Genomic DNA, 13830 nt, shown 5'->3' with positions numbered 1-13830 from the left:
TTGTATATGTGTTTTATATAATGCTGATCTGAGAGGGAGAAGGCGATAGCCCAAAAACGACTTAGCGGCTCCGCGAAGCGGGGTGGGTGGCTTTGGAGGCTTTTGGAGGGCTACCACGTCTAATAAAGTGTTTAGGGTACAGAATAGACCTTTTAAGATATCTGTTGGAGGAAGCTAAATTTATAATCTTTTATATGTATACATTATAAATGTCGCATATATATTGAAATCATCGCTTTAACACGATAAAATGGAAGTAGCTTAGTATATTGTTTTAAGTGTATGATTTCACAGAGGAGGTAAGTACTTATGAAACATGACTTTACGAGCCATGACCTTCATCTGCCGGAACTGACGTTACGTGGGATGCTACTTGGTGCATTGATTACTGTTATTTTTACAGCATCTAACGTATATCTTGGTTTGAAGGTTGGTTTGACGTTCTCGTCATCCATTCCGGCTGCTATTATTTCAATGGCGATTTTGCGTTTTTTCAAGGATTCTAACGTTCTTGAAAATAACATGGTACAAACGCAGGCTTCTGCCGCTGGTACATTGTCCGCCATTATCTTTATCTTGCCAGGTTTACTCATGCTTGGGTATTGGAATGGCTTTCCATTCTGGCAAACATTTTTGCTCTGTGCCTGTGGTGGTTCTCTAGGTGTATTATTCACCATCCCATTGCGTCGTGCCATGGTAGTGAATAGTGATCTACCATATCCTGAAGGCCGTGCAGCAGCAGAAATTTTAAAGGTTGGCTCTCACAATGGTGAACAAGGTCCTCAATCTAGCTCCGGTATGACCGATATCGTGTCCGGTGGCTTTGTAGCTGGCCTTATTAGCCTTTGTGCAAATGGTTTCAAAGTGCTTGGCGATAGCATGAGCTTCTGGATTCCTGTAGGTAGCAAAGGTATTACTCAAATTCCTTTGGGCTTCTCTACAGCGTTGTTAGGTGCTGGTTATCTTATTGGTATCGCCTCTGGTATCGCTATCCTCGTTGGTGTACTCATCGCGTGGGCTGGCTTCGTACCTTACTTCACTAATATGTTTGCTCCAGATGGCGGTGCTACTGCCAAGTTTGCAATGGCTGTTTGGAAATCTAAAGTTCGTTTCATCGGTGCTGGTGCTATTGGTATTGCTGCGATTTGGACTTTGATTACCTTAATCAAACCTATCATCGAAGGCATGAAGATTTCTGTAAAATCTATGAATAGCAGTTCTGCTGAACGTGAATTGCATCGTATGGATACAGATATGAGTACAAAATCCGTTTTAGGTGTATTCATACTTATTCTTATTGGATTAGTATTTACATTCTGGGATTTCGTATCTGTCGTACCTATTAGTGCAGGTTTAATGTGGACACTCGTTGTAGTAGGTATCGTAGTAGCTTTATTGATTGGCTTCTTCGTAGCTGCAGCATGTGGCTATATGGCAGGCCTTATAGGTACATCTGCTTCTCCAATTTCTGGTATCGGTATTTTAGCGACTATTATTTCTTCCTTGGTTGTATACTTTATCGCAGCGGAAAATAATTTATTTGCTACACAAGAAGGTGTTCAGTTCGCTACCGCTATGGCTATCTTTATGACATCCGTAGTTATTGCGATTGCATCTATTTCTAATGATAATTTACAAGATTTGAAGACTGGCCAACTCGTTGGTGCTACACCTTGGCGTCAACAAATTGCCTTGTTACTTGGTTCTGTAGCCGGTGCCATTGCAATTGCTCCAGTTCTTAACTTGCTTTACCAAGCATACGGTTTCACAGGTGCGTTACCACGTGCTGAAATGGATCCAAACGCTGCATTATCTGCTCCTCAAGCGACTTTGATGACTACCATTGCGCAAGGTATCTTCAACTCTAGCATGGATTGGGATTATATCTTAATCGGTGTTGGCGTTGGTGTTGTGGCTATTATCGTCAACTTGATTCTCAAGAGCACAACTGCTACCTTAACATTGCCTCCGTTGGCTGTTGGTATGGGTATTTATTTACCACCTACTTTAGAAGTACCACTTATTATTGGTTCTTTCATCAGCTACTTCGTAGGTCGTTATCTTGTAGCTCGTGCTAAAATGCGTGCCGGTGAGCTTGCTGACTACGATGTAGAGCAATCCAATCGCCGCGGTGTTCTCTTTGCTTCTGGTCTGATCGTTGGTGAAAGCTTGATTGGTGTAATCATAGCTGTTATTATTGTATTGTCTGTTACAACTGGTGGTGGGGAAGCTCCACTTGAATTAGTAGGTCCTGAATTTGAAAGCACAGCACAATGGTTAGGATTGCTTGCATTCATATTCGCTGGTCTCTATCTTGTTCGCCGTGTTGTTACACACAAGTTCAATAAAGAAGAAGCTCTTGCTATGAAAGCTGAGCAAGAACAATAAGAGGTTAAACAATGAAATTAAAACAGTCTGTACTCATCATTATGGCTGCTGCATTGCCAGTAGTCTCCTTCGCAGCAAGCGAAGTAATACCTGTAACACAAGATACTGTAAATGTACAAGCAAATCAAACAAATGCGAAACGTGTAAATCGTAATGATTTAACATATCGTATTTCTAGTACTGCTACACCTGAGCAGAATCGTGCGTTGCGCTCTAAAGCGTCTAAAGTAGATCGTAATGCAGTTGAAGTGGTAGCTCCAAATGCGGACCGTTATATGGATCGTAAAGAGGTTGCTGTATCACCTGTGGAATCTACTACAGATCATTTGGATTTAGTATTCCCAGAGGTTAAATCTGTTAGCCCTGCGGTAGAAAAAGCAATCAATACGACCATCAAAAAGTATGTTTCTAAAATACAAAATGATGTAGAAAAGTTAAATGCTAAAGAATCTGATAAAACAAATGTAGTTATGTACTATGATGTTAAAACAGATAAAAACGGTATTTTCAGCGTATTGATTCATACATATACAATGCGTGATCATGATGCCAATGGTGTAAACTATGTAAAAGGCTTCACATTTAACACCACAACAGGTCGACAATTGTCCTTGTACGATCTTGGTGGTCTTAATAAAAAAGAATTGGTGAATGCGATTAATAATAATCAAGATGTGAAAGATAAATTAGGTGGCGATGTAAATATCGATAAAATGCCTACTGAATTCTACACAACAGATGATTATTCCGTTGTGATGATCTTGCAACAAGACGTAGATGCAATCCATAGCGCAGGTACAGTATATGTACCTGTTGGTATCTTGCGTGACCGCGAAAATGATGTAACAAAAAAATAATCGAACTGTGTAAATTCGATTATGTGTGTATAGTAACAGCTGTTTAATTGTGAAAAGAACCGCTCCTAAGGGGGCGGTTCTTTTTTTTATCTATTTTATTGTTTGTCGTTATAATAGTTTACGCGTGGCGGTAATGGGAATTGAATGTTTCCATCTGAGTTTGTAAGCGGTTCCGGTGGTAATTGTAAGAATACATTATCATGGAATTTCTTTTTAAATGCTTTCAACGTCGATTTTTGAATAGAATCAACGGTAATGAGAAGGGCACTCGTATCAGTATTTGGGGAGATGGAAAGGATCTTTCCTTTAGGTTCTTTTTGTTGGTAAAGGGCGATGGCATCGGATTGATACTCCTCTAGTTGAGCCTGATTTAATTTACCTTTTGACACGACTACAGTTCTATCTAGCTGTGGATCATGAGCCTCTGTAATAGCTTTGGAGACGAGGTCAGTTTTCTTTTGATCTGTTAAAGATGCATGTAATTGGCCTGCCTCCCAGAAGAGAGCCCCATCTTGACGAAATTTGGTGAAATCGTTGCCATAGCCTAATGCTTTGTCGATGATATTAGCTGTTTTATTTTCTACTTGTTGCTTGAACAATGTGTTGTGGAAGGCAAGTGCTTGTTCTGTTTGTGTCATGCGGTACGCAATTTCCGCGGCTTCTGCACGAGTTACATATTTTTCAGGGTTAAATAATGTACCTGGAGCGTAGTTTGTGAACCCAAGATAGGCAAGCTCTCGAACGGCATCTTGTGCCCAAGGAGCCACGAATTTTTGGTCTCCATAGGATATATTATCAAGAACTGTTGGGTCTTCAGTGGTATATCCTAAATAATGGATATAGTTATCTGCTACTACAGCAAACTCTTGGCGAGACATATATTTTTCTGGTTTATATGTGTCATCACCATATCCGCTGATGATATTCTTGCGCGCTACAGATTCAATAGCAAGAGCAGACCAACGGTCAGATGTAATATCTTTAAATTTACTTGATAAAAAGGCGGCCGTACCATCATCCGTAATATTGTTAAAGAGCGCTGCTACTTCTTCACGTGTCATAGGTTGGTTAGGTCGGAATGTACCATCGGAATACCCCTTCATTAGGTTAGCTTTTGTTACAGTGCTAATCGAGTTAGCTGCCCAAAAATCACTAGGCACATCTGTAAAGATGTGGGCGCGGATTTTTTGAATATCTTGAGGTGTACCAATAGAGGTGTTTACAATTGCAGGTGATGCAGTATTAGTAGATTTAATTTTAGCTGTTTCGGTTTTGGTAGCTTCCATTTTAGCAAGATCCATTTTAGCTACTTCTGTTTTAGCTACATCTGCTCTAGTAGTTTCCATTTTAGTGGATTTAACAGTGGTTGCAGGAGCATGAGTTGTAGTGGTTGTGTTTGCAGAAGCAAAACCAAGGCCTGTTGTAGTCAATAATGTGCCGAGCACGAGGGCACGTAATGCGTAAGGGGTATTCTTGTACATAAAAATCCTTCCTAATCATGGTAAAGGCTAATGCGCGATAGCCGTAGAATATAAACTTTCACCAGCATAAAAAGCTATATCCGTCGCATCATAGTCAATTAGTTGGCATGCATTGTGATATACAACAAAGCAGCGTAGTACTATTGAGTATACGCTGCCTTGGCTGGTTAAGTGTAACGCCGATTAGCGTTTTACTGTCATTTTTACTTTGGAACCGAATAATTTAGAGATCCCTTGTTGTGTTTCTTTAGATGCTGTAGATACAACTGCGTAAAGTTGGTTATTTTCTACATCAGGGAATGTAGCTAGAATTGTACCTGCTTTTTCATTTTTGTTGTAGTAGTTGCGGAAGTTTGTATCAATTGCATCGTATTCAGCTTGGCTGTACTGGGAAGATTCAACTACAACATAGTTATTTACAGTGGAATCACCACGGTTTGCAAGGTTAGCTTTTACAGTGGAAATATCGCTGTCTGTTTTCAAAGCTACGTGTAATTGGTTGTCACGCCAGTACATTACGCCGTAATTTTGGAATGCATCTTCTGTTTTATAAGTTTTATTTAATTCAGAAAATACTTTGTCTTCTAATGCAGCTTGTTGCTTTTGATCAAGTGCTTTTAGTGTGCTGCGACGAACAGGGCGAACTGTGTGAGTAGGCTCAGCTTTTTCTGCTACTGCAGCATTTTTGTTGCCCTTTAAGTCTTTGTCAGCTTTTTTTGCCTCAGCTTTGGCTACTTTATCTGCCTTTTCTGCCTCTTTTTTCATGTCTTTATCAGTTTTGGACATATCTTTTTTTGCATCTTTATTTACTTTGGAGGCCTCTTTTTCGATTGCTGTATCAGCTTTCTTTATATCTTCTTTTACAGTTGTTTCAGCTTTAGCTTCAGTTGTACTGTGTTTCGGTGTTGCAAGGCCAGCACCATTAAGCATGCGGTTCAAGATTGTTGCCGCTTGTGCTCTTGTTACAGGTTGTTTAGGGTTAAAGTTTTCTGTTGCCCCAGATGCTACGATGCCACGTTGAGCCATGTATTGGATATCTGCCAAGTAAGCAGAGGAGATGCTAGCTTCGTCTTTAAATGTTACTTTTTCTACTTTTACAGGTGTAGAAAGATTTAATTTTTTAGCTAGGCTAGCGGCGGATGCAACGAATTGTTCGCGGTCCATAGTTTTGCTAGGTGTGAAAGCTGTTTTAGATGTGCCTTCCATTATGCCTGCAGCACTAACTAATTTGATAGCAGAGCTAGACCAACGATCTGCTTCCACGTCAGAGTAGGCGGTAGAGGATTCTTTTGTTGCAATCTCCGCTAATTCTTGTTCGTTTAAGTTGTGTTGTAGCACTTTGCCATAAATAGCAGCTGCTTGCTCACGAGTAATTTGTGCACTAGGTTTGAATGTATTATCAGCATAACCAGAAAGGTAACCGGCTTGTGTCATTGCTTGGATAGCATCGCGAGCCCAGTTATCTTTTGTGTCAGGGTATATACCAGCAGGTAAGTTTTCTTTAGCTTTTACAGCTTTTTTACCTTCTACCTTTACAGCATCTTCTTTTACATCATTTTTTACAGAAGTATCAATGCGTTTAACGTCATTTTTTACAGAAGTGTTAACGCGTTTAGCATCATTTTTTACGGATGTATCAGTGCGTTTAGCAGCGTTTTTAGCAGATGCATCAGCATGTTTTGCATCACGTTTTACAACTGTGCTACCATGTTTAGCATCATTTTTGACGGATGTATCAATACGTTTAGCATCGTTTTTAACAGATGTATCAACACGGTGTTCATCTGCTTTAGCAGATACCTCAGCTCTAGTAGCCACATTAGATACTTCGGATTTTATATGAGTCGCAGTTGTTTCAGCGTGAGCCATGCTGAATGTAGAACCAAGGGCCAATGTAATTGCTAAAGACAAAGATAATTTATTTAGTTTCATGAAAAGGGCTCCTTTCAAACTATACTTATATAAAATAAATTATAACACTTTTTAAATTTATACACTACTATAAGAAAATGTAATCTATAAGGATAAAACTTACATGAATTTGAAAATTTGAGTACGATTATATAAATATAGAATGAAATATAGATAAAAGTTGATTTTCTAGTAGTTAAAAATGCAAAATGATAAACATTCGCAAAATCTAGATTTTATGGGGCTTTTACAAGAAAAAATGATAAATGAAATAATAGATGTGATAAAATTCAATGTTTGTTATTACAAAAAGTCATAACGATATAAGAAATAAAAGGGTACATACGAATATAGCAATTCTTTGGACAATATCTACATGATTAATTTATAATTATAGCGATGAGCTTTTGAATATTTATTTGAAAGCATAAGTAATGTTCAGGGCAGAAATTTAGTCGAAAAATTCACTACTAAAAATTGCCATAACACATACATATCAAAATTTTTTATTAGGTTAAGTACTAGAAAAGACGAGGAAGATAATATGAAAATTCATCTTTTCCAACAGTGTTTGATTGACATGTTCTACCCTCATGTAGGTATGGCTGGTGTAGAAGTACTTGAAAGATTAGGTTGTGAGCTTGTAGTACCTAAGAAACAAGTATGCTGTGGACAAATGTTTACTAACTCCGGTTACAATGACGCAGCTATGGATGCAATTAAGAATACAATCGAATGCTTTGAGAACGCTGAATATGTAGTCAGCATGTCCGGTTCTTGCGCTTTTGCAATCCGCGATGAATATCATCATTTCTTAAAAGATCAACCAGAGTGGTTGGCGCGCGCAGAAAAATTGAGTGGTAAAATTTACGAATTCACTCAATTTATTACTGACGTATTAGGTGTTGAAGATGTAGGGGCTCGTTTCAACGAATCCGTAACATACCATACATCTTGCCACGTAACTCGTTTGATGGGCATTAAAGAGCCTCCTTTCAAACTCCTTAAAAACGTTAAAGATATCAACTTGATTGAATTACCACGTGCAGATCGTTGCTGTGGTTTCGGCGGTACTTTCTCAGTTAAAAACCCTGAAATCAGTGAAGTTATGACACGCGAAAAAGCATTGGAAATTGCTGGCACAGGTGCTAACGTTATCTCCGGTTCTGACCAAGCGTGCTTGATGAACATCGCTGGTATGCTTGATCGCCTTCATAAAGAAGGCGAAATTGATCGCCGTATCAAAGTTATGCATATTGCTGAAATCTTAAACTGCCGTTAAGGAGGAGACGACATGGCACTTATATATGACAATCGCCCCTATAAAACACGTATAAAAGAATGTTTGGCTGACGATTTCAAAGTTGCAGCTATTAAAAAAGCACAAGACGTGTTTTATGATAAACGTAATACAGTAGTTGCGGATGTTCCTGAATGGTTAGATTTCCGCGCTGAAGCGGCTAAAATTCGCGATCACGTACTAAACAACTTGGATTACTATGTAAGTCAATTTGCTGACAACGCTGAAAAAGCTGGTTCTAAAGTTCACTTTGCGTTCGATGACAAAGAAGCAACTCAAATTGCATTAGATATCCTTCGCCAACGCGAAGCAAAAATGATCGTTAAATCCAAAACTATCTTAACTGAAGAAATTGGTTTGAACGAAGTGTTAGAAGAAGCTGGTATTGAAGTTAACGAAACTGACTTGGCTGAATTTATTTTGCAAACTGCAGTAAGTCCCCCATCTCACATCGTAGTACCAGGTCTTCACTTTGAACGTAACAAAATCCGCGAAATTTTCGCTGAAAAATTAGGTTATACAGGAACTGAAAACCCTACGGAAATGACTCACTTTGTACGCGGTTATGTACGTGAGCGCTTCTTAAAAGCTGACGTAGGTGTTAACGGCTGTAACTTTGCAGTTGCTGAATCTGGTACATGTACAATCGTTTCCAACGAAGGTAACGGTCGTATGGCTAGTTCTATTCCTAAGACTCAATTGATCTTCTTAGGTACAGAACGTATTGTCCCTGATTTTAAAGCTCTTGATGTTATGATGGAAATGTTGAACCGTTCTGCAGTAGGTTCTAAAATTTCTAACTACTTCTCCATGATGACTGGCCCTGCGCGTTCTGGTGAAGCTGATGGTCCTGAAGAAACTCATATCATTATTATCGATAACGGACGCTCTGGCATCTTGGGTGGGACATTCCAAGAAATGCTACGTTGTATCCGTTGTGGCGCATGCATGAATATTTGTCCTGTATACCGTCACGTTTCCGGTCATGGATATGGTTCTGTATATCCAGGTCCAATGGGTGCTGTATTGACTCCATTATTCAAAGGTTACGATGTAGCCGGCGATCTTCCATATGCTTCTACATTATGCGGTGCATGTACAGAGAACTGTCCAGTAGCTATTCCATTGCATGAATTGTTGATGGAGCACCGTCATATCATGGCTGATATTGAAAAGACTCGTCCAAAAGCAGAAGAAGCTATCTTCACAGCAGCTGCTAAGATGTTCGGTAATGCAACATTATTTGATCTTGGTACAAAAGCTGGTGCTATCGGTATGAACTTAATTAGTAATAAAGAGGGTAACATGCCTGAATGGACTCAAGCTATTCCAGTTATGAATGGCTGGACTAAATCTAAAGAATTGGGTTCCTTGAAATTCAAGAAATTCCGTGATCTGTATGCTGAACATGAAAAGAACAAGAAGAAGGAGAAAAAATAATGGATGTAGCTAAACGTAATCAATTTATTGCACGTTTATCTCGTGCATTAGGCCGTGATCAAGAAATGTGCCCTGCTTTTGTAGAAGGCTTTGATTATAGCCATGGTCCTCAAGAAACTATGTTCCAAGGTTTGAATCGCGATCAAATTTTGACAATGTTTAAGGAACAATGTCAACGTGTTGGTACAAAATTCGTTGAAACTACACCTGACAAATTAGGTGAAACAATTTTGGCAGCTATCGACGACTGGGGAAACGGTAAAATTGTATTCCCAAGCTCTCCTGAAGTAGAAGAATATAAATTAAAAGAATTGTTTGAACAAGATGCAGCTAATAATGGCGGCACTCGTACATACTTCCAATGGGATCCAGCTAAAGGTCGTGAAGAATGTATTTCTAATACTGCTAATGCTGATATTGGTATTACATTCCCATACTGCGGTATTGCGGAAACTGCTACTGTAGTACAAGCTTCTGGTGAGGATTCTGGCCGTGTGATTAGTTTGTTGCCTACAACACATATTGCGGTGTTGTATACTGACACAATTAATCCTCGCATGACACAAACAATGGAACATTTGGCTGAACGGTATCATAACGATCCAGCTAAGTTCCCTACAAATATCTGCTTGATTTCTGGTCCGTCCCGTACGGCGGATATCGAATTGGTAACTGTAGATGGTGCTCATGGGCCTATCCAAGTAACCTATATCTTAGTTAATAGATAATATAATAGCTAGATTTACTAAAGGCGATTTTCTTTTGGAAAATCGCCTTTTTGGTGCATATATTACAGAATACATTAAATGTTATCAAAAATTAAATATTGTACTTGTATTTTTTTCGATATATGCTATACTAAGTTTATAACCTATTGTTGTGATATGAATTAAAGAGGTGTATTATGAATATTCCATTCTTTACAGATTACCTCATGTTAAGCAATCCATTAAGTATTGGTATTATCGCGGTGTTCGTGCTCGTGTTAATAGGTATTTATGTATTGCAACGCAAGGGCACATCCTTCGGTAATCTCGTTATTATTGGTACTATTGCCGGTGCCGTACTTGGTATAGCGGTCCAAATTATTGCAGGCTTCCCTGATGATCCATCCAAAGTGGTTTATATCAAGGAAAGTACAAAGTGGTTCTCTCTCGTAGGGGGCGGTTTCATCGACTTAATCCGCATGCTTGTTATTCCTATCGTTTTTATCTCTATTGTTCACGTTATTTTGCACATGGAGGCAGGTGCTAATCTTAAAAAGTTAGTAGTTGCTATGATTTCTACGAATCTTGGCATGGTAGCCGTTGCTGCTATAGTCGGTCTAATTTTGGGGAATGCCTTCGGTTTAGGGCAAGGTTTTGATATTGTTGAATCTGGTAAGAAGATTCGTGAAATCAAACCTATGGTTGATACATTCCGAGCACTAATTCCAAGTAATCCAATTCAAGCGGCTGCTGAAACAAATGTTATCGGCATTGTTGTATTTGCAATTATCTTGGGTAGCGTAGCTCGTCTATTAAAACAAACAGGGACAAACTCTATGGAGGTATTCACAAAACTATTTGATGAACTTCATCAGTTGATTTCCTGGGTAGCTGATTTCATTATTGGTCTTATGCCATATGGTGTAGTTGCCTTATTAGCTTCTACATTGGCAACACGCGGTGTACAAGCTATTCTTGATATGGGCTTGTTCGTAGTATTACTTTACGTTGGCCTTTTGATTATGTTTGTTGTACAAGCAATCTTGATTACTAGCTTTGGTTACAATCCGATTACATACTTCAAGAAAGCAAAAGCACCACTCTTATTGGCGTTTACATCTCGTTCTTCAATGGGGGTATTGCCATTAACTGTAGAGACCTTGACAAAACGTCTTGGCGTAAATGCTACAACGGCTAATACGGTAGCTTCCTTCGGTACTACTGCGGGCATGCAAGGTTGTGCCGGCGTATTCCCTGCACTTGTTGTTGTTTACATTTCTAATGTAGCGAATATTCCATTCGATATGACTATGTACATCATGAGTGTTATCGTTATCGCTATCGGTTCCGTTGGTATCGCAGGTGTACCAGGTACTGCTACAATGGCTGCATCCGTATCCCTTAGTGGTACAGGCCTTGGTGCATACTTCACCTCCATTAGTCCAATCTTAGCTATCGATCCATTGATCGACATGGGCCGTACATGCTTGAACGTATCTGGTTCCTTAACAAATGCTCTCGTAGTAGATAAAATCATGGGAACTATCGATAAAGACGCATACAATAATCCTGATGAAGGTCGCGTATAAAAACTAACAACACTTAGCCATATAAAACTATCATACAAAAGAACAGTCTTAGGGCTGTTCTTTTTTTACAAGTGATAATTATTACAGATTGTAAACCATGTCATTAATAATCGGTATTGAAATTGTGAGCTTAGCTACAAACATGCTTATGCATGTATGGTATACTAAGCGTTATAAAGTTACGAATTATGCTTAATAAATATAAGCCAAGAGGGTAATAGTATGATTACACAAGAATTGAAAGATCGATTAATTGCAGATTATCCAAAGTTTGAGGATATGACACATAAGTTCTATAAGAAAGAACTATCCATTGCAGACTATAAAGGACAATCTGGTGCTTATGGTAGTTACGCTGAGCGCGGTGCAAATACTGGCATGAGCCGTTGGCGCTTCAACGGTGGTCGCATGACGCGCGAGCACATACAGTTTTTAGCGGACTCCATTCGTAAATATAACCTGCAACACGTACATTTCACTACCGGCCAATGCTTACAAATGCATGGCCTTGATGGTGATACTATATTGAGTCTCTATAAGGAATGTTATAATCACGGTATCTATAACCGTGGCGCTGGCGGTGACAATCCCAATGTGGTAGCTAGTATTTTACGCGGCATTGATCCTCGTGAAACTTTAGATATTACGCCATATGCAACAGCTATTAGCGTATTTCTTATGGAGCAAATGTTCTATATCAAGATTCCTCGCAAATTTAAAATGGGTATAGATAATGGTTTTGATAGTACCCCACATTCTACGTTCAAGGACCTAGGTTTTAACTTAACAAAACACAATACTTTTGATGTGTATGCTTGTGGTGGTATTGGTCCTAATCCTCGCATTGGTATTCCGGTGGCACATGATGTAGCACCTGAGGATATTTTGTACCATGTGAAAGCTATGCTTATGGTTTTTGCTAATCATGGTAATTTCAAAAACCGTGGTAAAGCTCGTACCCGTTACATGCCTGCTAAAATGGGTGGGGCGGAAGCTTTCATCAAGATCTATGAAGAAACTCTAGCTATGGTAAAAGAAGTAGAACACCTAACTATTAATCCAGCTGATTATGCTTATGAAATTACAAAAACTGGTAAGCGTGATGATTCTGTGGAAAATTATCGTATTCACCGTCAAAAACAAGAAGGTTTATATTACGTAGAATACCATCCAGCAGGTGGTGATGCGAACGTAGAACACTTGTTGGCTGCTCTTGACTATGCAGTGACACTTGACCAAGTAGAAGCACGTATTGCGCCAGACCAAGCATTGTTCTTCATTAATCTTACAGCTGATGAAGCACGCAAAATTGCGGAAATAACTGATGATAGTGCCGAAAATGATTTCCGCCGTTCCGTATCTTGTGTTGGTTCTACTATATGTCAGATTGGTATGCAAGACTCTAACGGTCTGTTAAAAGATATCTTCGCACACCTTGAAAAAAAGGGTGTAGACACAAGAAAACTACCTCGTTTACATATATCCGGCTGTCCACATTCTTGTGGTACACACCAAATCGGTGAAATTGGATTCCATGGTGCTGTAAAATTAGTAGATAAAAAACCTATGGTAGCATTCATCCTTGTAGATGGTGGATCAGAACACATGGGTTCTGAAAACTTCGGTAAAATGGCTGGCAATATTGTAGCTACAAAAATTCCAGAATTTTTGGAATCTTTGGCAAATATTCTAAACGAATCTCCAGAACCAGACTTTGGGACATGGAGAATGACACACAAAGCGCAATACATGGAACTTATAAAAGCATTTGAGTAAATATGTAAAAGCATTTGCGTAAATATGTTTGGGTTGCTTGTGATGGGGCCCACTTAGATTGCGACAACTTAATAAATAATAAAAAGAGTTCCCTCTTTGCTCCGTTCTTCGCAAAGTCGCTGCATAGGGAACTCTTTTTATTATTTGAGCACCTGCTATTAACTAGTCCCATCACAAGCTATATTCGATATTTACTCAATATGCTTTTATATAATAGAGGGAGGGGAGAGATGGTCAAGTAATTTTAACTAAATTAGCATTAGAACTAACCCGTGGACTAGCCGCAGGTTAGTCCTTTCCCTATCGGTGGGAGTGGCACCACTACTATAAAGTTTATTATAATGTGTAAAATGATAGTGTTTTCTATGATTTATTTCAAGG

9 protein-coding genes are annotated in these 13830 nt (G+C 39.0%); 7 read left to right on the top strand and 2 right to left on the bottom strand.

What is annotated here, in order from left to right; genetic code table 11:
- Positions 1–309 precede the first annotated feature (309 nt).
- Both VPAR_RS08470 and VPAR_RS08465 read left to right on the top strand, forming a co-directional pair.
- Positions 310–2388 carry an OPT family oligopeptide transporter gene (locus VPAR_RS08470; protein ID WP_012864880.1) on the top strand — a complete coding sequence of 693 codons (2079 nt, stop codon included), beginning with the start codon at positions 310–312 and terminating at the stop codon, positions 2386–2388.
- 11 nt (positions 2389–2399) lie between these two features.
- The gene (locus VPAR_RS08465) at positions 2400–3245 is read left to right on the top strand and encodes a polysaccharide deacetylase family protein (protein ID WP_004694875.1); all 846 of its coding nucleotides are present in this window, start codon (positions 2400–2402) and stop codon (positions 3243–3245) included.
- A 95-nt stretch (positions 3246–3340) separates the two neighbouring features.
- Here VPAR_RS08465 and VPAR_RS08460 read toward each other — a convergent pair whose 3' ends face one another.
- Positions 3341–4726, bottom strand: coding sequence for an S-layer homology domain-containing protein (locus tag VPAR_RS08460; protein ID WP_012864879.1), 1386 nt, complete (start codon positions 4724–4726; stop codon positions 3341–3343).
- Between the two features lie 183 nt (positions 4727–4909).
- Positions 4910–6658, bottom strand: coding sequence for an S-layer homology domain-containing protein (locus tag VPAR_RS08455; protein ID WP_012864878.1), 1749 nt, complete (start codon positions 6656–6658; stop codon positions 4910–4912).
- Positions 6659–7181: 523 nt separating this feature from the next.
- On the opposite strand from VPAR_RS08455, the gene VPAR_RS08450 reads away from it, so the two are divergent.
- The 5 genes from VPAR_RS08450 to VPAR_RS08430 all read left to right on the top strand — a co-directional run bounded on the left by VPAR_RS08450 (position 7182) and on the right by VPAR_RS08430 (position 13449).
- Complete coding sequence (locus VPAR_RS08450) at positions 7182–7919, top strand: (Fe-S)-binding protein (protein WP_004694880.1); 738 nt, start codon at positions 7182–7184, stop codon at positions 7917–7919.
- 12 nt (positions 7920–7931) lie between these two features.
- Positions 7932–9377, top strand: coding sequence for a LutB/LldF family L-lactate oxidation iron-sulfur protein (locus VPAR_RS08445; protein ID WP_012864877.1), 1446 nt, complete (start codon positions 7932–7934; stop codon positions 9375–9377).
- Positions 9377–10105: a LutC/YkgG family protein gene (locus tag VPAR_RS08440; RefSeq protein WP_012864876.1), complete on the top strand. Its 729-nt coding sequence runs from the start codon at positions 9377–9379 to the stop codon at positions 10103–10105. Before VPAR_RS08445 ends, VPAR_RS08440 begins: the two co-directional genes overlap by 1 nt.
- A 176-nt stretch (positions 10106–10281) precedes the next feature.
- Positions 10282–11673, top strand: a complete 1392-nt coding sequence (locus VPAR_RS08435) for a cation:dicarboxylate symporter family transporter (RefSeq protein WP_012864875.1) — start codon at positions 10282–10284, stop codon at positions 11671–11673.
- 222 nt (positions 11674–11895) lie between these two features.
- Positions 11896–13449 (top strand): nitrite/sulfite reductase, encoded by a 1554-nt coding sequence (locus VPAR_RS08430; protein WP_012864874.1) that lies wholly within the window; start codon positions 11896–11898, stop codon positions 13447–13449.
- The last annotated feature ends 381 nt before the right edge of the window (positions 13450–13830 follow it).

Source organism: Veillonella parvula DSM 2008 (assembly GCF_000024945.1).
Lineage (GTDB): Bacteria > Bacillota > Negativicutes > Veillonellales > Veillonellaceae > Veillonella > Veillonella parvula.
This window is presented reverse-complemented; position numbering and strand designations above follow the sequence as displayed.

Bases quoted from the DNA above. Each gene is read 5' to 3' on its own strand.
- VPAR_RS08465 (WP_004694875.1), top strand. From the start codon at position 2,400: ATGAAATTAAAACAGTCTGTACTCATCATTATGGCTGCTGCATTGCCA.
- VPAR_RS08440 (WP_012864876.1), top strand. From the start codon at position 9,377: ATGGATGTAGCTAAACGTAATCAATTTATTGCACGTTTATCTCGTGCA.
- VPAR_RS08430 (WP_012864874.1), top strand. From the start codon at position 11,896: ATGATTACACAAGAATTGAAAGATCGATTAATTGCAGATTATCCAAAG.
- VPAR_RS08445 (WP_012864877.1), top strand. From the start codon at position 7,932: ATGGCACTTATATATGACAATCGCCCCTATAAAACACGTATAAAAGAA.
- VPAR_RS08450 (WP_004694880.1), top strand. From the start codon at position 7,182: ATGAAAATTCATCTTTTCCAACAGTGTTTGATTGACATGTTCTACCCT.
- VPAR_RS08435 (WP_012864875.1), top strand. From the start codon at position 10,282: ATGAATATTCCATTCTTTACAGATTACCTCATGTTAAGCAATCCATTA.
- VPAR_RS08470 (WP_012864880.1), top strand. From the start codon at position 310: ATGAAACATGACTTTACGAGCCATGACCTTCATCTGCCGGAACTGACG.
- VPAR_RS08455 (WP_012864878.1), bottom strand. From the start codon at position 6,658: ATGAAACTAAATAAATTATCTTTGTCTTTAGCAATTACATTGGCCCTT.
- VPAR_RS08460 (WP_012864879.1), bottom strand. From the start codon at position 4,726: ATGTACAAGAATACCCCTTACGCATTACGTGCCCTCGTGCTCGGCACA.